At 62.9% G+C, this 17,752-nt stretch carries 13 protein-coding genes; 12 read left to right on the top strand and 1 reads right to left on the bottom strand.

The window, feature by feature from the left end; genetic code table 11:
- Window positions 1-11: 11 nt before the first annotated feature.
- Window positions 12-5,927, bottom strand: coding sequence for a DUF4329 domain-containing protein (locus HBO19_RS26600; RefSeq protein ID WP_170058622.1), 5,916 nt, complete (start codon window positions 5,925-5,927; stop codon window positions 12-14).
- Between the two features lie 295 nt (window positions 5,928-6,222).
- Here HBO19_RS26600 and urtA point away from each other — a divergent pair, with 295 nt between their 5' ends.
- The 12 genes from urtA to HBO19_RS26540 all read left to right on the top strand — a co-directional run bounded on the left by urtA (window position 6,223) and on the right by HBO19_RS26540 (window position 17,652).
- Complete coding sequence (urtA, locus tag HBO19_RS26595; RefSeq protein WP_169952098.1) at window positions 6,223-7,488, top strand: urea ABC transporter substrate-binding protein; 1,266 nt, start codon at window positions 6,223-6,225, stop codon at window positions 7,486-7,488.
- A 159-nt stretch (window positions 7,489-7,647) separates the two neighbouring features.
- On the top strand, window positions 7,648-9,150 hold the full coding sequence (gene urtB, locus HBO19_RS26590) for an urea ABC transporter permease subunit UrtB (protein WP_169952100.1): 1,503 nt from the start codon (window positions 7,648-7,650) through the stop codon (window positions 9,148-9,150).
- Entirely contained in the window at window positions 9,150-10,229 is a 1,080-nt protein-coding gene (urtC, locus tag HBO19_RS26585) for an urea ABC transporter permease subunit UrtC (protein WP_170058621.1), read from the top strand. The genes urtB and urtC overlap by 1 nt, the downstream gene beginning before the upstream one ends.
- A 23-nt stretch (window positions 10,230-10,252) precedes the next feature.
- Window positions 10,253-11,086, top strand: coding sequence for an urea ABC transporter ATP-binding protein UrtD (gene urtD / locus HBO19_RS26580; protein WP_170042568.1), 834 nt, complete (start codon window positions 10,253-10,255; stop codon window positions 11,084-11,086).
- Between the two features lie 133 nt (window positions 11,087-11,219).
- Window positions 11,220-11,918, top strand: a complete 699-nt coding sequence (urtE, locus tag HBO19_RS26575; protein ID WP_170042502.1) for an urea ABC transporter ATP-binding subunit UrtE — start codon at window positions 11,220-11,222, stop codon at window positions 11,916-11,918.
- A gap of 30 nt (window positions 11,919-11,948) precedes the next feature.
- Window positions 11,949-12,788 (top strand): urease accessory protein UreD, encoded by an 840-nt coding sequence (locus HBO19_RS26570; protein ID WP_169952104.1) that lies wholly within the window; start codon window positions 11,949-11,951, stop codon window positions 12,786-12,788.
- Window positions 12,789-12,932: 144 nt separating this feature from the next.
- Window positions 12,933-13,235 carry an urease subunit gamma gene (locus HBO19_RS26565; RefSeq protein WP_032862374.1) on the top strand — a complete coding sequence of 101 codons (303 nt, stop codon included), beginning with the start codon at window positions 12,933-12,935 and terminating at the stop codon, window positions 13,233-13,235.
- A 9-nt stretch (window positions 13,236-13,244) separates the two neighbouring features.
- A complete protein-coding gene (locus HBO19_RS26560) occupies window positions 13,245-13,775 on the top strand; it encodes a GNAT family N-acetyltransferase (protein ID WP_170042499.1) in 531 nt (176 codons plus the stop codon).
- A 5-nt stretch (window positions 13,776-13,780) separates the two neighbouring features.
- Window positions 13,781-14,314, top strand: a complete 534-nt coding sequence (locus HBO19_RS26555) for a GNAT family N-acetyltransferase (RefSeq protein ID WP_169952110.1) — start codon at window positions 13,781-13,783, stop codon at window positions 14,312-14,314.
- The gene (locus HBO19_RS26550; protein WP_170042497.1) at window positions 14,311-14,616 is read left to right on the top strand and encodes an urease subunit beta; all 306 of its coding nucleotides are present in this window, start codon (window positions 14,311-14,313) and stop codon (window positions 14,614-14,616) included. The genes HBO19_RS26555 and HBO19_RS26550 overlap by 4 nt, the downstream gene beginning before the upstream one ends.
- Before the next feature lie 111 nt (window positions 14,617-14,727).
- Window positions 14,728-16,428, top strand: coding sequence for an urease subunit alpha (ureC, locus tag HBO19_RS26545; RefSeq protein ID WP_170042495.1), 1,701 nt, complete (start codon window positions 14,728-14,730; stop codon window positions 16,426-16,428).
- A gap of 99 nt (window positions 16,429-16,527) precedes the next feature.
- Window positions 16,528-17,652, top strand: a complete 1,125-nt coding sequence (locus HBO19_RS26540) for a HAMP domain-containing sensor histidine kinase (RefSeq protein WP_169952116.1) — start codon at window positions 16,528-16,530, stop codon at window positions 17,650-17,652.
- Window positions 17,653-17,752 lie beyond the last annotated feature (100 nt).

Below are 17,752 nucleotides of genomic sequence, written 5' to 3'. Positions count from 1 at the left end.
CAGGCGCCGGCTTACAGCTCATCCCGGTCGCGGATGCTCAATGCTTCATCGATCTGGGTTTCTTCGGTTTGGTTGCGCGGGTCGACCTGAGCTTCCACCGTGCGCCCCTCGTTGCGCCAGAGCGCATCCCGATCCAGTACAAAAAGCTGGCCATAGCCGGTCACGCGCTTGAGGAACTCACTGGGCTGGAGCCTCACACCCAGCTGCTGGATTTGGTCTTCCATCTGCGAAAAGCTCGGAATGTATTTGAGTAGCGCCCCCTCGCGAACCGACAGGTAAAGGCTCGCCGGGCGCTCTGCATACGCACGCAACACCCGCTGGAACAAGCTCAAGAGTGCCGGGCCGACAAAGTTGTTGAGCAGCCGCTGCTCCTGGGGATCGTTGCTTTGCGAGGGCGGCATGGCGCCGTAGATCAGTTGTGCGGCGACCACTTGGTACTGCGTCGGGAACACCGGCTCAGGCACCGGGTGCTCAGTCGGTTGCACCAGCGGCTGTACCGGCCCATCTGGCCCGGTGTAAAACAGCGCCAGCTGCTGCGCCGTGTCGAGCCCGGCCACTCGCGGCAACGTAGCGACAAACGAGGTGCGCGCACGATTGCCCAATATCGCGGCAAGGTACTCCTGGCCACGATACGGCGCGAGCCTGCGCTGTACATCGCGGGCAGCATCGTCGGCATGGGAAAAGAGCGGGCCACAGGCCCGCCAGGTTTCCTCGAAACCTGGCCCCGTACCCGGTTGCCAATCGGAGGAAACCCGTGTCGTGCCAGCCCACACCCGGCCCTCGATCAACACATCCAGATTGCCCCGGGCAACCAGGCTGCGCACGTGGTCAAGCATGCGGGCATTACCCAGCAGCAACTGTTCGCGCAATACCTGCAACGAGCCGAGCGTGTCCAGTTGCTCATCGCTACTGAGGTACTGATACCTGAGCAGCGCGCCGTCCGGGCACGACAGGTAGAGGCGCAGTTTCTTGTCCTTGACCGCGTGCTGGGAGAAACGCAGGCCCGTATCGAAATCCGTGGGCAGGAAGAACGCCTGGTGCAACGGATCCTCCGCCGGCGTCAACAGCTCATTGGTGGCGCAGAGGTAGAGACCTTCCAGGGCATACCCCTGGGGAAGCAGGCCTTGGGGGAACACCTGGCTATAGTCGCGATAGCTCGCACGCACCAGTGGCATGCTGACCATGTAAAGCCCCAGCTTGGGCGACTTGAAAACGTAGCCGAACTGCAAGCTCTCTCCGGGCCTGCACTGCTCATGGGCATAGCGCACCGCGTCCTGCTCCTGGGTGAAGAGCGGGCTGAACGGCGGGTCGGCCACGGCGTTGCGGATCAACAACGGCTCGGGCCAGATGACGTTGGCAACGAAGGGTGCTGTGACCGTGCGCGGCATGCCCCACACCACGCTACCGTCCACCACGCGCAATGTACCGGCCTGGGCCAGCCGGGTGACGAACTCGACCGGGGTCAGCGTGCCGTCGCGCATCTGCCGCTCGACAAGGTTATCCAACAGCTCGGCACGTTGCGGCTGCAATGGCTGCAGGGCTGTTTTCAACTGATCCTCAAGGGCTGTGCGGCTACGGGTGTAACTGAGTACGCAGCCGTCAGTGCCTAACAGGTACTCGCGGGTCAGATGCACGTCCCGCGACTGCAGCGATGCGCCAATCACCCGGGTGGAAAGCATATTGCGGTAGACGCTCTTTTGCGTGGCCTCCAGGGCAAACGGCAACTCCCGCGCAGCACTGGTGCGGTAACGCGCAACAATTGTATGGCCCGCCGGAAAACCTCCCACCGAGACCACCTCATCGGGAAAAATCCACTTGGGATCGAAATCTTCACGAGGCACTTTCAAAGGTTCTGTGGCCACGAACAGGCCGTCAGGGCGCTTGAGCACCAAGCCTCCCAGCAAGCCGTTATCGTGATCACCCAGCCGTGAGCGAGCATGGCGCACTGCGTCATCCTGTTCCTGGAAAGCCGGGCCCAGGCGACGGCGGGTGAAACGCCCATAGGGACGCCATGACGTGGCGTTTTCGATGACCAGCCCCCGTCGATCCCAGCACTGGCTGCTGTATAACACCCGCAGGTCACCGGCCTTGGCGATCAGCGTGACAAACCGGCGGATATCCAGGGAGCCGTCATGCAGGCTCATGCCCTGGATCGTCACACCGGCGCCATCAATGCCCTGCTTGAGCATTGACGAAGCCTGGGGTTGATACCGCAACAAGGCGCCGTCCAGTGTTGACACATACACAGGCAATACGGCGGGCCCCGCAGAAGATCGCGGCAAATGCCGGGCATCTTCTTCGGCACGCAACAGCAACTCGGGGGTGACAAAGAACTGGGTCAACCAGGCCTCGGAAGTGTTCAGCCCCACAGGCAGCCATTGCTGTGAATACAGCAGGCCCTTGAGCACAAAGCCCTTGGCGAAGTCGCCACCGGTCAGATACCCGAAGCCCCTGGAGGAGTCGCTCAACCAACGCCCGGGCGGCTTGATCGGCAACAGCTCGCTGACCACATATTCTTCGTGTTGCGGGTGCTTGAGAATGTAGGCCGTCGCCGCCTGTGCATCCAGGTTCCTGCCGTACCAGCGAATGTGCGCATTGAGCGCCGCCGCGTCCTGGCTGTTGAAGATTGCACCAAACGCCGGGGTTTGCAGATCGATCTGGGCATACTCGAAGTTGGGCGTCCAGTCGTCGTAGACCGTGCCACGCGGCCCCCATAACTGGCTACCGACAAGCACTTGCAGATTGCCCGCATCCGCCAGGCGGGTAACGATGTCCACCGGCTTGAGCTTGCCGGTTTCCAGGCGTTCGAAGTAACCATGCTGGCCGGGCTCGCGGGTGGTGTTGCTCAGCACCAGCAACTCATTGGCCGAGCCGCTGGGGGTGTAGCCGATCAGGTTGTTCGGCGAACCGCTCAGGTAGGCCGGCAGGCGGGATTCAATCACCGCCCGGATCTCCACATCCGAGAACATCGTGGCATTGACCTCAAGGTCCGCAAGGGTCCAGTCAAGGCGCCGCTGGCGGGCCAGGTCATTGAAGGACACCGCCCCATGGGAGGCGTAGCGCCCATGAATCTCATGGCCCACCGGAGGCACCAGCAAACCACCGCCCGGTCTCGGCAGCAGCAGGTCGGAGGAAAAGCCGTCGCCATGAATAGTCACAGGTTCGGTGAATAAAAATCGCCCGTCTGGTCTTTTGAGAATGTACCCACCAAAGGCCGTCCCTCGGCGAAAGCCGATCTTCTCGTGGGCAAGGCGCGCGGCATCATCGGCCGTCAGGAATGCCGCACTCAGCAGCGTGGTCCCCGAACCCAGCGGCAGACGCTCGCCGTCATGCATCGGCCCCAGTACGTTCCACAAGTCGCCCTGCTGAATCACCGTCAACTCGCCGGCACGAATCACCCGGTGCACGAACTCCCGGGACGACAACGTACCGTCGAGCAGTGCCGCCTGGTTGCCTTTGTCAGTCACCCTCTGGCCGACCACGCTAAACAGCTCGTTGGCGGTATCGGCACTCGGCACCTGCCAATGCAGCAGCGCCCGGTCAGGGGCTTGCAGATACAACTTGAGCCCCAACCCGGCGATCTGCAGCTTGGAGGTGGCAAGAGCCTGGGTCATGACCTCCACCCACAGCGCAGGTGGGGCAAACCGCTTATACAGCCAGGCTTCATTGGCCGGCAACGGCCTCGGCTCGGACGCAAACACATTACGGTAAAGGCCAACCAGGCGATAATTGGAGGGCAGTTTCGCCTGACCGTCGGCACGGGCGGGGAACAGACTGGCCAGGGTTGTGCCTGCTGCAACCGGTAGCGTCGCGATATAGCTCGGGGCATTCTGATGCTTGAGCACAAACCCCTGGTAAGCGCCCGCCGGCATGCCATTGATATGGTTCAGGGCGATCAGCGCGGCAACTTGCCCCGTGTTGGCCTGCGGCGTAAAGAACGGCTGCTCCTGCACGGTGTCCTTGGGAATGACCGGTTCGCCGACCCGCCACCCCCTGGCGACACGACCGCGAGCGCCGCCCCAGACACGGTTGGCCAACACCACCCGCAGGTCGCCCGCATCGGCAAAATTCCAGACAGTCCCTTCAAACTCGGTGACCGGCTGGATCGGCATCTCACCGGTCAACTGCTTGAGCAGCGTCTGCTCCGCCGTTGAACCGCTGCTCACGTACTTGAGCAACGAGCCCTGCGGGCCTGACAGGTAGTGGGCCGGGGCAAACTCACGGTTACCGATGACAAACGCCTGGTCGGCAGACGAGAAAAAGCTGATAAATATCTCCACCTCATCGGCCGTGAACTGAGTGTGCAACCCCTGTTCACCGGGAGAGCCCGCCGGGTGCGAGTGGTAAAAGGCGTAGCAGTCGAAGGGAGCCGGAACAATGAAGTAGTCATGCTCATCGGTGGCCATGATGGCGCGAAAATCAAACTGTATCGACGCACCGGCCACCGGTTCTGTGGCGAAATAACGCACGCCTTGTCGCAGCACCGCACCGCCATACTCCTTGTCGCGTCGCTCGCCGATCCGGTTGTGAGCCCAGCGCGCAGCATCATCGGCGGTGACAAAGGGCGGACTCAATACGGGTTTGGGAACCCTGGAGACGGCTCGCCACTGCGCGTCGACCGGGCCGAGCCTGTCCCAGATCTTGCCCGCCCGGATCACCGACAGATACCCGCCTGCCGCCACGCGCAGGACAAAGTCCCGAGGGCTCAGCGTACCCGCGAGCAGCGCCGAATCGATCTGGTTATCCACCACCTGACCGTCCGGCTCGACGCGAAACAGTTCAGTCTCGGCGGTCGAGAACGCGCACTTGTATTGCAACAACGCCCCATCATTGAGGTTGCGATAGAAAAACAGCTGACGCTCCGGCCCCAGCAAATCCCTGGACTGCACCCCATGGTAAAGCTGGGTCGCCAACTCCAGCGGGCTAAAAAAGTTACGGTACAGCCACGCGTCCCTGGACGGGAGGCGCAGGGGCACCGGAGGGCGTCCCAGATAGACCGCCACCCAATGGAAGCTCTCGTGTGACACGCGCTTACCATCCGAGGTGCGCGGGAACAATTGCTGGATGGACACCGGTGCGGGCCCGCCGGCCGGGGGCTCGACCAGCACATAGTCCTCTTTGTTGGCATCCTTGAGGATAAAGGCGCGTTCAGGGTTGCGTTGCTGCAATACCTCCAGCAGGGCATCAAGCCCGGCGTACACCGGCCCGCAGGCCGGCAGCTCGTAGGTGCGCGAGACAAAGGCTGTGAACGGTCGCCATTGCCTGGGCACTGTGCCTGTCGAGCCCCCCCACAACGCACTCGGAACCACGAAGGACAACTGGCTGACACTGGCGGCCTTCTTGAAGAAGGTCTCCGGTTTGTTATCGGCCGGGCCATCCGCATGACCGAAGTGCAGCTTTTTATCGAGCCACACACCAAAACGCTGCTCCTCAGCCGAGCCGGTGGTGACATATTTGAGCAACCCGCCATCGGGCCCAGACAGATAAGAGGCCGAAAAAAAACCGCGCTCCAAAATAAAGATGCTCAGGTCAATATCCGAAAAAAAGCCATTCAGCCCCCTGACCTGACGCTCGGAAAACTCAGGGTTGTTCTCTTGAAAATCATCGAACGCATCGGGATGAGAGTGGTAGTCGGCCACGCACCGATAGCCTTGTGGGTGCAGATACTGGCTATTGCTGTCGACTTTCAGCACCGTCCAGTAATCGAAGGTGTAGGCCCCGCCCGCTATCGGCTCGGTGGCATAGAAGTAGCCGTCCGCCAAGCTCTCCAGGATCACCCCGCCATACTCCTTATCGCGCCGGCTGCCGATCTGTCGATGGGCATAACGCGCCGCATCATCCATGGTGACAAAGGCCGGTCCCACTGGTGGCAGTACCACATCCGACTTCAAGCCGCTGCCGAACCAACCGCGTTTAGGTCGTTCCATGACATCCCCTCAAATATGCCCCGACCAGACGCTGGCCAGGGTCACGGCGATCTTTACCGTTGGCGCGAGCGCGAGGGCGCTAAATAGATATCCACCGCGCCACACGCCCTGCCCCGTTCGGGCGCACGCCACGCACCAGCACGCCCGGCAAGCCCTCACTTGGTGCAGTGCAACCGACCAGTGCAGCCCATGGCCCACATAACAAGGCAGCGCAGCCAATAGGCACAGCCTTTGCAAATGCTCTGGCAACGCCCCTATCCGCCCCCTGAAAATATTGAGTTCTGGAGACCGCACCATGAAGCGTCGCAGCTTGATCAAGGCTTTCACTCTGTCGGCATCCATTGCCGCCATGGGCCTGACCTGGACCGTCCAGGCCGCCGAGACCATCAAGGTCGGCATCCTGCACTCGCTGTCCGGGACCATGGCCATCTCCGAAACGTCCCTCAAGGACATGGCGCTGATGACCATCGACGAGATCAACGCCAAGGGCGGGGTGAACGGCAAGATGCTCGAAGCGGTGGTGGTCGACCCGGCCTCCAACTGGCCGCTGTTCGCCGAAAAGGGCCGGCAGTTGCTGACCCAGGACAAGGTCGCGGTGGTGTTCGGCTGCTGGACCTCGGTGTCGCGTAAATCGGTGCTGCCGGTGTTCGAAGAACTCAACGGCCTGTTGTTCTACCCGGTGCAATACGAAGGCGAGGAAATGTCGCCCAACGTGTTCTACACCGGCGCCGCGCCGAACCAGCAGGCGATCCCGGCAGTGGAATACCTGATGAGCGAAGAAGGCGGCAGCGCCAAGCGCTTCTTCCTGCTGGGCACCGACTACGTGTACCCGCGCACCACCAACAAAATCCTGCGCGCGTTCCTGCATTCCAAAGGCGTAGCCGACAAGGACATCGAAGAGGTCTACACCCCGTTCGGCCATAGCGATTACCAGACCATCGTGGCCAACATCAAAAAATTCTCGGCGGGTGGCAAGACCGCCGTGGTGTCCACCGTCAATGGTGACTCCAACGTGCCGTTCTACAAGGAACTGGCCAACCAGGGCCTGAAGGCGACCGAGGTGCCTGTGGTGGCGTTCTCGGTAGGCGAGGAAGAACTGCGCGGCATCGACACCAAACCGCTGGTGGGCAACCTGGCGGCGTGGAACTACTTCCAGTCGGTAGAGAACCCGGTCAACGCCAAGTTCGTCGCCGACTGGAAAGCCTACGCCAAGGCGAAAAACCTGCCGGGTGCCGACAAGGCCGTGACCAACGACCCGATGGAAGCCACCTACGTCGGCATCCATATGTGGGCGCAGGCGGTGGAGAAAGCCAAGTCCACCGACGTCGACAAAGTGCGTGAAGCCCTGGCCGGCCAGACCTTCGCCGCGCCGTCGGGCTACACCCTGACCATGGACAAGACCAACCACCACCTGCACAAGCCGGTGATGATTGGCGAGATCCAGTCCGACGGCCAGTTCTCGGTGGTGTGGCAGACCGAAGGGCCGATCCGCGCCCAGCCGTGGAGCCCGTACATCCCTGGCAATGACAAGAAGCCGGATCACGCGGTCAAGAGCAACTAAGCCCCAACCCACGAGCCCGCCCCCTGTAGGAGCTGGCTTGTCGGCGATAGCAGCGTGTCAGTGACAGATGAATCGACTGACACACCGCAATCGCCGGCAAGCCGGCTCCTACAGGGGGTAGGTGTTCACCCCGTCCGCGCATGTTCAGGACAATTTGTTATGCCCACTGCCCTCCACCGCTTCCTCCTGGCCTGCCTGCTGTTGCTGCCCCTGGCCGCACACGCCGGCGATGCCGAAGATTTCCTCGCCGCCAACCCGAGCCAACAGGCCAAGCTGTTGCAGGACTGGGCCGCCCAGCCTGACCCTGCGCGTATCGAGTTGGTCAACGCCCTGCAACAAGGCCAACTCACGGTCAACGGCGAAGCCAAGACCGTGCGCCTGAACAACCGCCTGCGCGGCCTGATCGACAACGTGCAAGCCAGCCAGCAACTGCTCGCCGCCGATCCCAAGGTGCGCCTGGCCGCCGCCCGAACCCTGCAAAAAAGCGCGCAACCGGCGCAGCTGAAATTCCTCGACCAGCAGCTCGCCAGCGAAACCCATGACCCGGTGCACAGCGCCCTGAGCCTGGCCCTGGCCAACCTGCAACTGGTCGACACCGACCCGGCCGTGCGCCTGGCTGCCGTGCGCCTGCTCGGCAGCACCGGCGACCCGCTGGCCCGCACGCGCCTGGAGGCCCTGCTGGCGCCCGGCGTGGAAGCCGACGCCGCAGTACACACCGCGGCCGAAACCAGCCTGGCCCAGGTCAAGCGCAAGCTGCTGGTGGGCGAGATCCTCGGGCAAGCCTTCAGCGGTATGTCCCTGGGCTCGATCCTGTTGCTGGCGGCCCTGGGCCTGGCGATCACCTTCGGCCTGCTCGGGGTGATCAACATGGCGCACGGCGAGATGCTGATGCTCGGTGCCTACTCCACCTATGTGGTGCAGTTGCTGATGCAGCGCTATGTGCCCCAGGCCATCGAGTTCTACCCGCTGATCGCGCTGCCGGTGGCGTTTTTTGTCACCGCCGGCATCGGCATGGCCCTGGAGCGCACGGTGATCCGTCACCTCTACGGCCGCCCACTGGAAACCCTGCTGGCCACCTGGGGCATCAGCCTGATGCTGATCCAACTGGTACGCCTGCTGTTCGGCGCACAGAACGTCGAAGTGGCCAACCCGGCCTGGCTGTCGGGCGGGATCCAGGTACTGCCCAACCTGGTGTTGCCATACAACCGCATCGTCATCATCGGCTTTGCCCTGTGCGTGGTGGTGCTGACCTGGCTGCTGCTGAACAAGACCCGCCTGGGCCTCAACGTGCGCGCCGTCACCCAGAACCGCAACATGGCCGCCTGCTGCGGCGTGCCCACCGGGCGTGTGGACATGCTCGCCTTTGGCCTCGGCTCGGGCATCGCCGGCTTAGGCGGCGTGGCCCTGAGCCAGATCGGCAACGTCGGCCCGGACCTGGGCCAGAGTTACATCATCGACTCGTTCCTGGTGGTGGTGCTCGGTGGCGTCGGCCAACTGGCCGGCAGCGTCATGGCCGCCTTTGGCCTGGGCATCGCCAACAAAATTCTCGAACCGCAGATCGGTGCCGTACTCGGCAAGATCCTGATCCTCGCGCTGATCATTCTGTTTATCCAGAAACGCCCGCAAGGACTCTTCGCACTGAAAGGACGGGTGATCGACTGATGAACCAGCCATTGATGCTCACGGCCGCGCAAAAGGCCGGCCCCAAGGTGACGATTGCAGTGGGCGCGGTGATCCTCGCCGTGCTGCTGGCGTTGCCGCTGCTGTCGCTGCTGCCGGCCGATAACGCATTGCATGTCTCGGCCTACACCCTGACGCTGGTGGGCAAGATCCTCTGCTACGCCATCGTCGCCCTGGCCCTGGACCTGGTGTGGGGCTACGCCGGCATGCTGTCCCTGGGCCACGGCCTGTTCTTTGCCCTTGGCGGCTACGCCATGGGCATGTACCTGATGCGCCAGGCCGCCGGCAGCGAGTTGCCGGCGTTCATGACCTTCCTGTCGTGGACCGAACTGCCGTGGTATTGGCTCGGCACCCAGCACTTCCTCTGGGCCCTGTGCCTGGTGGTGTTGGCGCCGGGTTTGCTGGCGCTGGTGTTCGGCTTCTTTGCCTTCCGCTCACGGATCAAGGGCGTGTATTTCTCGATCATGACCCAGGCCCTGACCTTTGCCGGGATGCTCTTGTTTTTCCGCAACGAGACCGGCTTTGGCGGCAATAACGGCTTTACCAACTTCCGTAGCATCCTGGGGTTTGGCATCACCGAGCCGGGCACCCGCGCGGTGCTGTTCCTGGCCACGGTGCTGCTGTTGGTGGGCAGCCTGTTTATCGGCTGGCGCCTGGCCCGGAGCAAGTTCGGCCGGGTGCTGACGGCCCTGCGCGACGCGGAGAACCGCCTGATGTTCTGCGGCTATGACCCGCGGGGCTTCAAGCTGTTTGTGTGGGTGTTGAGCGCGGTGCTGTGTGGCCTGGCCGGTGCGTTGTACGTGCCGCAGGTGGGCATCATCAACCCCAGCGAAATGTCGCCGACCAACTCCATCGAGGCCGCCGTGTGGGTGGCCCTGGGCGGGCGCGGCACCCTGATCGGCCCGCTGCTGGGTGCCGGCGTGGTCAACGGCATGAAGAGCTGGTTCACCGTGGCCTTCCCGGAGTACTGGCTGTTCTTCCTGGGGGCGCTGTTCATCATCGTCACGCTGTATCTGCCCAAGGGCATCATCGGCCTGCTGAAGAAAAGGGGCGAACAATGAGAGTCACGGCAACCGACCAGTTCATGCTCGAACCGATCATCGAACCGAACCGCGACCAGGGCACCAGCCGCGACGCCATCGGCCTCGGCCAGGCCGCCGGCAAGGGCCTCAATACCCGCCACGGCACGATCCTGACCCTGGAAGACATCAGCGTCAGCTTCGATGGCTTCAAGGCCCTCAACGACCTCAACCTGTATATCGGCGTCGGCGAGCTGCGCTGCATCATCGGCCCCAACGGCGCGGGCAAGACCACCCTGATGGACGTGATCACCGGCAAGACCCGCCCCAGCCACGGCAAGGCCTGGTTCGGCGAAACCCTGGACCTGACGCGCATGAGCGAAGTGCAGATCGCCCAGGCCGGCATTGGCCGCAAGTTCCAGAAACCCACGGTGTTCGAGGCCCTGAGCGTGTTCGAGAACCTGGAGCTGGCGCAGAAGACCGACAAGTCCGTGTGGGCCAGCCTGCGGGCGCGCCTGAGCGGTGAACAGAAGGACCGCATCGATGAAGTGCTCGACACCATTCGCCTGACGACTTCGGTACAGCGCCCGGCGGGTTTACTGTCCCACGGCCAGAAGCAGTTTTTGGAAATCGGCATGCTGCTGATGCAAGACCCACAACTGTTGCTACTCGATGAACCGGTGGCCGGCATGACCGACGCCGAGACCGAGTTCACCGCCGAGTTGTTCAAGCGCCTGGCGGGCAAGCATTCGCTGATGGTGGTGGAGCACGACATGGGCTTTGTCGGCGCGATTGCCGACCATGTGACGGTGCTGCACCAGGGCAGCGTGCTGGCCGAAGGGTCGCTGGCACAGGTGCAGGAAAATGAGCGGGTGATCGAGGTGTACCTCGGTCGCTAAGCCTGATGCAATCCGCTTTATGTAGGAGCTGGCTGGCCAGCGATAGCCAGGGTGACTGACACAGCGCCATCGCAGGCAAGCCGGCTCCCACATTTGATCCGGTTCCCACAGGGGAATTGAGGAGATTTTGAACATGCTGCAAGTCGACAAATTGCACCAGTACTACGGCGGCAGCCACATCCTGCGCGGCCTTTCGTTCGACGTGAAAGTCGGCGAAGTCACCTGCCTGCTCGGCCGTAACGGCGTGGGCAAGACCACCCTGCTCAAATGCCTGATGGGCCTGCTGCCCGCCAAGGAAGGCGCGGTGAACTGGGAAGGCAAGGCCATCACCGGGTTCAAGCCGCACCAGCGCGTGCACGCCGGTATCGCCTATGTGCCCCAGGGCCGCGAGATTTTCGGCCGGCTGACCGTGGAAGAAAATCTGTTGATGGGCCTGTCGCGCTTTCCGGGCTCTGAAGCCAAGGAAGTCCCCGCGTTTATCTACGAACTGTTCCCGGTGTTGCTGCAAATGAAGCATCGGCGCGGCGGCGACTTGTCCGGTGGTCAACAACAGCAGTTGGCGATTGGCCGTGCGCTGGCCAGCCGTCCGCGCCTGTTGATCCTCGATGAGCCCACCGAAGGCATCCAGCCCTCGGTGATCAAGGAGATCGGCGCGGTGATCAAGAAGCTCGCAGAACGCGGCGACATGGCGATTTTGCTGGTGGAGCAGTTCTACGACTTCGCCGCCGAACTGGCCGATCAATACCTGGTGATGTCACGGGGGGAAATCGTCCAGCAGGGCCGCGGAGAAAATATGGAGGCCGAGGGTGTACGCGGCCTGGTTACCATCTAATCTGTAGCGTCTCGTTGATAAGCCCTGACCATGACCGTTCCTGCCCCCACCGCTCTGTTCACCCCCAGTTGGCACGCCGCGCTGGAGTTGGGTTATGCACGCTTTGGCGCCAGCACGCGCCCGGTGCTGCGCCGCCACCTGGGCCCGCTGCGGGTGCAAAAGCACCTGTATGCCGAAGGCCCCGAGGTGTGCCAGCACATCATCGTGCACCCGCCGGGCGGGATTGCCGGGGGCGATCGCCTGGAGATCACCGCCCACCTGGCTGAGGGCGCGTGGGCGCAACTGACCAGCCCCGGCGCCGCCAAGTGGTACCGTGCCAGCGGGCCGGCCTACCAGCAGGTGGCCTTGACGGTCGAGGCCGGCGCCACCCTGGAGTGGCTGCCCCAGGAAACCATCGTGTTCAGTGCGGCCCAGGCCGAACTCAGCACCCGCATCGACCTGCACGGCGACGCCCGGCTGCTGTACTGGGACGTGGTGGCGCTGGGGCGCCCGGCCAGCGGCGAACGTTTCGACCGTGGGCACTTCCAGTCGCACCTGGATATCCGTCGCGACGGCCAGTTGCTCTGGCATGAACGCCAACGCATCGTCGGCGACGACGGCCTGCTCGACTCGCCGATTGGCCTGGATGGGCAGCCGGTGTTCGCCACGTTGCTGGTGAGCGGGGAAATCGATACCGAACTGCTTGAACAATGCCGAGCGCTGCCGCATGCAGTGCGTGGCGACCTGACCCAACTGCCGGGTTTGCTGGTGGCGCGCTGCCTGGCCAGCGAGACGTTACTGGCGCGGGCCTGGTTGATTGATCTGTGGCGGCTGTTGCGCCCGGCATTGCTGGGGCGTGAGGCCATACCACCAAGAATTTGGAACACATGAGATCAAAATGTGGGAGCGGGCTTGCTCGCGAATGCGGTGTATCAGTCAGCATATCCATTACTGACCCACCGCATTCGCGAGCAAGCCCGCTCCCACATTGGACCTGTGTTGTTAATAATTGTTTTTCAAAACGGACTGCTGACCATGGACCTGACCCCAAGGGAAAAAGACAAGCTGCTGATCTTCACCGCAGGCCTGGTGGCCGAGCGCCGCCTGGCGCGTGGGGTGAAACTCAATTACCCGGAAACCATCGCCTACATCTCCGCGGCCCTGCTCGAAGGCGCGCGCGACGGGCGCACCGTGGCCGACCTGATGCACTTTGGCACCACCCTGCTCAGCCGCGAGCAAGTGATGGAAGGCATCCCGGAGATGATCCCGGATATCCAGGTCGAAGCCACCTTCCCCGACGGCACCAAACTGGTGACCGTCCACCAACCCATCGCCTGAGGCCCGGCCATGTCCTTGCTGATTCGTGACGCGGTGCACGGCGATCTGCCGGCGATCCGCGATATTTACAACGATGCCGTGCTCAACACCACGGCCATCTGGAACGATCAACCGGTGGACCTGGGCAATCGCCAGGCCTGGTTCAGCGCACGCCAGGCGCAGTTTTATCCGATCCTGGTGGCGGTGGAGGCCGAGCAGGTGCTCGGCTATGCCTCGTTCGGCGACTGGCGGCCCTTCGACGGCTTTCGCCACACCGTCGAGCATTCGGTGTACGTGCGCAACGACCAACGCGGCAAAGGCCTGGGCCCGCTGCTGATGCAGGCCCTGATCGAACGCGCCCGGGCGTGCGACAAACACGTGATGGTTGCCGCCATCGAAAGCGGCAACCAGGCCTCGATCCGCCTGCACGAACGCCTGGGCTTTGGCATCAGCGGGCAGATGGCCCAGGTGGGCACCAAGTTTGGCCGCTGGCTGGACCTGACCTTTATGCAACTGCTGCTCAGCCCCGGCGCCCAGCCGCCGGCGGTCCACAAGGAGTAACACCGATGAATGCTGCCCAACTGCGTCGAGTCAATGCTGAAAGTTTTGCCCATTACCGCCTGGGTTTGATTGAGCTGTTGCTGGACGCGGTGAAGCATGGCGCTTCGGTAGGTTTCATGGCCGACTTCGATGATGCCCAGGCCCGCACCTATTTGAGCGGTGTGCAGGCGAGTATCGAAGAGGGCAGCCTGCTGCTCTGGGTAGTGGTGCGCGACGAGCAAGTGATCGCCAGTGTGCAATTGGCGTTGTGCCTCAAAGCCAACGGCCTCAACCGCGCCGAAGTGCAAAAACTGCTGGTGCACAGCAGCGCCCGCCGCCATGGCCTGGGCCAGCAACTGATGAGCGCTCTGGAACTCGCCGCCCGCCAGCACAAACGCGGCCTGCTGTACCTGGACACCGAGGCCGGCTCCGGTGCCGAAGCCTTCTACCAGGCGCTGCGCTACACAAAAATCGGCGAGTTGCCGGATTACTGCCAAAGCCCGGACGGGCACTACAGCCCGACCGCCATCTACTTCAAGACCCTGGGGCAACCTGCATGATTCCTGGTGAATATCAGATCCAGCCTGGTGAAATCGAACTCAACGTGGGCCGCCGCACGGTCACCCTGAACGTGGCCAACAGCGGCGACCGTCCGATCCAGGTGGGTTCCCATTACCATTTTTTCGAGACCAATGACGCGCTGACCTTTGACCGCGCCCTCAGCCGCGGCATGCGCCTGAACATCCCGGCGGGCACGGCGGTGCGCTTTGAACCGGGGCAGAGTCGCGAGGTGGAGTTAGTGGAGCTGGCAGGGTTGCGCCGGGTGTTCGGGTTTGCCGGGAAGATCATGGGTGATCTTTAGGGCCTCATCGCAGGCAAGCCAGCTCCCACATGGGAATGCACTTCAAATGTAGGAGCTGGCTTGCCGGCGATAGCGGATTCACATTCAACACAAATTCTTCAGGACACCCCTATGAAAATCAGCCGCCAAGCCTACGCCGACATGTACGGCCCCACCGTCGGTGACAAGGTCCGCCTCGCCGACACCGAACTGTTCATCGAAGTGGAGCAGGACTTCACGGTTTATGGCGAAGAAGTGAAGTTCGGCGGCGGCAAAGTCATCCGCGATGGCCAGGGCCAAAGCCAACTGCTCGCCCATGAAGTGGTGGATACGCTGATCACCAACGCGCTGATCATCGACCACTGGGGCATCGTCAAAGCCGACGTTGGCTTGAAGAATGGCCGCATCCACGCCATTGGCAAGGCCGGTAACCCGGACATCCAGCCCGGCGTGACCATGGCCATCGGCGCCAGCACCGAAGTGATCGCCGGTGAAGGCATGATCCTTACCGCCGGCGGCATCGACTCACATGTGCATTTCATCTGCCCGCAGCAGATCGAAGAGGCGCTGACCAGCGGCGTCACCACCATGATCGGCGGCGGCACCGGCCCGGCCACCGGCACCAATGCCACCACCTGTACTTCAGGCCCGTGGCACCTGGCGCGCATGCTGCAAGCCAGCGACTCATTCCCGATGAACATCGGCTTTACCGGCAAGGGCAATGCCAGCCTGCCCGAGCCGCTGATCGAGCAGGTCAAGGCCGGCGCCATCGGTTTGAAGCTGCACGAAGACTGGGGCACCACGCCCGCGAGCATCGACAACTGCCTGAGCGTGGCCGATGAGTACGATGTGCAGGTGGCGATCCACAGCGACACGCTCAACGAGTCGGGCTTCGTCGAAACCACCCTCGCCGCGCTCAAGGGGCGCACCATCCACACCTATCACACCGAGGGTGCCGGTGGCGGCCACGCGCCGGACATCATCAAGGCCTGCGGCTTCCCTAACGTGCTGCCCAGCTCCACCAACCCGACGCGGCCGTTCACCCGCAACACCATCGACGAGCACTTGGACATGTTGATGGTCTGCCATCACCTGGACCCGAGCATTGCCGAAGACGTGGCGTTCGCCGAAAGCCGCATCCGCCGCGAAACCATCGCCGCCGAAGATATTCTGCACGACCTTGGCGCCTTCTCGATGATCAGCTCCGACAGCCAGGCCATGGGCCGCGTGGGCGAAGTGATCACACGCACCTGGCAAACCGCCGACAAGATGAAGAAACAACGCGGGCCACTGCCTGGCGACGGCGCGGGCAACGATAACTTCCGCGCCAAGCGCTACATCGCCAAGTACACCATCAACCCGGCGATCACCCACGGCATCAGCCATGAAGTGGGCTCCATCGAAGTCGGCAAATGGGCCGACCTGGTGTTGTGGCGCCCGGCGTTCTTCGGCATCAAGCCCACCCTGATCCTCAAGGGCGGGGCGATTGCGTCCAGCCTGATGGGCGATGCCAATGCGTCAATCCCCACCCCGCAGCCGGTGCACTACCGCCCGATGTTCGCCAGCTTCGGCAGCTCGCTGCACGCCACCAGCCTGACGTTTATCAGCCAGGCGGCGCTGGCAGAGGGCCTGCCGCAGGCCTTGGGCCTGAAGAAGCAGATCGCGGTGGTCAAGGGTTGCCGCCAGGTGCAAAAGAGCGACTTGATCCACAACGACTACCTGCCAGACATCGAGGTCGATCCGCAGACCTACCAGGTCAAGGCCGATGGCGAGCTGTTGTGGTGCGAGCCGGCGGACGTGCTGCCGATGGCCCAGCGTTACTTCCTGTTCTGACCGTTCATCGGCAGGCACCTGCTGTGCCAGTGAAGCCGGGAGACGTTGGCGCTACGATGCGCGACGTTTGTTCACTGTCTTGCACTTGGGAACCTGGCTATGCGCCTATCCGAATTCATCGTGTTGCATGCCGACCGAATCGTCGATGAATGGGAACAGTTTGCCGAAACCCTGACCCCGGCCGCCGAAACCCTGAACCGCGCGCAACTGCGCGACCACGCCCGTTCGATCCTGCTGGCCGCCGCGCGGGACATGAACACCCGCCAGAGCGCCAGCGAACAGGCGGCCAAGGCCAAGGGCGAAGGCCCGGAAAAAACCCCGAGCCTGGACGAAGCGGCCGCCAGCCATGGCGAACTGCGCCATACCGTGGGTTTTGACCTGGTGCAGATGACCTCCGAGTTCCGCCACCTGCGCGCCTGTGTGATTCGCCTGTGGGTCAATAGCCTGGAATCGCCGGACCTGGACTATTTCCAGGACATGATCCGCTTCAACGAAGCCATCGACGAAGCCCTGGCCGAATCCACGGCGGCCTACGCCGAGCAGGTCAATCGCTCGCGGGATATTTTCCTCGCCATCCTCGGCCACGACCTGCGCGCGCCCTTGCAGGCGGTGAAGATGTCCACCGAGATGTTGTTGCGCAAAGCTGCGTTGGACAGCAACGGTTTGAGCCTGCTGGGCAATATCCAAAATGGTGCGCGGCACATGGAGGCGATGGTCAGCGACCTGTTGGAGTTTGTCCGCAGCCGACTGGGCAGCAGCCTGCCTATCGAGCCCAAGCCGATGAACCTGGCCGATGCTGCCAAAGAGGCCATCAATGAAGCGTGCGCAGGCCGCCCGGACTGCCGGGTTCACCTGCACATCGACGGGGAAACCCAAGGGCTGTGGGATCGCGGGCGCATTGATCAACTGTTGCAGAACCTGATCGGCAATGCATTGCAGCACGGCCTCAACAGCCAGGCGGTGACCCTGAGCCTGGACGGCACGCCCGACAGCGTGGAACTGCGCATGCACAACTACGGCCAGCCGATTCCCCAGGCGGCGCTGGGCACCGTGTTCGACCCGCTGGTACGCAGCGCCAACGAAGAGCTGGGCAGCAACTCGACCAGCCTCGGGCTGGGCTTGTTTATCGTCAAGGAAGTGGTGCAGGCCCATGGGGGCACGATTGAAGTGACGTCCAGCGAGGCAGCGGGCACCACGTTTACCGTAGTGCTGCCGCGCCAGTAGACACCACCGATCCCTTGTAGGAGCTGTCGAGCTTTAGCGAGGCGGCGATGGCGGTGGGTCAGGCAGCATCAATACTGGCAGTGCCGCCGCCATCGCAGCC

Origin of the sequence: Pseudomonas sp. WS 5021 (genome assembly GCF_012985535.1) — a bacterium.
Lineage (GTDB): Bacteria > Pseudomonadota > Gammaproteobacteria > Pseudomonadales > Pseudomonadaceae > Aquipseudomonas.
This window is presented reverse-complemented; position numbering and strand designations above follow the sequence as displayed.

Bases quoted from the DNA above. Each gene is read 5' to 3' on its own strand.
- HBO19_RS26560 (WP_170042499.1), top strand. From the start codon at position 13,245: ATGTCCTTGCTGATTCGTGACGCGGTGCACGGCGATCTGCCGGCGATC.
- HBO19_RS26600 (WP_170058622.1), bottom strand. From the start codon at position 5,927: ATGGAACGACCTAAACGCGGTTGGTTCGGCAGCGGCTTGAAGTCGGAT.
- HBO19_RS26540 (WP_169952116.1), top strand. From the start codon at position 16,528: ATGCGCCTATCCGAATTCATCGTGTTGCATGCCGACCGAATCGTCGAT.
- urtC (WP_170058621.1), top strand. From the start codon at position 9,150: ATGAACCAGCCATTGATGCTCACGGCCGCGCAAAAGGCCGGCCCCAAG.
- urtE (WP_170042502.1), top strand. From the start codon at position 11,220: ATGCTGCAAGTCGACAAATTGCACCAGTACTACGGCGGCAGCCACATC.
- HBO19_RS26570 (WP_169952104.1), top strand. From the start codon at position 11,949: ATGACCGTTCCTGCCCCCACCGCTCTGTTCACCCCCAGTTGGCACGCC.
- ureC (WP_170042495.1), top strand. From the start codon at position 14,728: ATGAAAATCAGCCGCCAAGCCTACGCCGACATGTACGGCCCCACCGTC.
- urtA (WP_169952098.1), top strand. From the start codon at position 6,223: ATGAAGCGTCGCAGCTTGATCAAGGCTTTCACTCTGTCGGCATCCATT.
- HBO19_RS26565 (WP_032862374.1), top strand. From the start codon at position 12,933: ATGGACCTGACCCCAAGGGAAAAAGACAAGCTGCTGATCTTCACCGCA.
- HBO19_RS26555 (WP_169952110.1), top strand. From the start codon at position 13,781: ATGAATGCTGCCCAACTGCGTCGAGTCAATGCTGAAAGTTTTGCCCAT.
- HBO19_RS26550 (WP_170042497.1), top strand. From the start codon at position 14,311: ATGATTCCTGGTGAATATCAGATCCAGCCTGGTGAAATCGAACTCAAC.
- urtD (WP_170042568.1), top strand. From the start codon at position 10,253: ATGCTCGAACCGATCATCGAACCGAACCGCGACCAGGGCACCAGCCGC.
- urtB (WP_169952100.1), top strand. From the start codon at position 7,648: ATGCCCACTGCCCTCCACCGCTTCCTCCTGGCCTGCCTGCTGTTGCTG.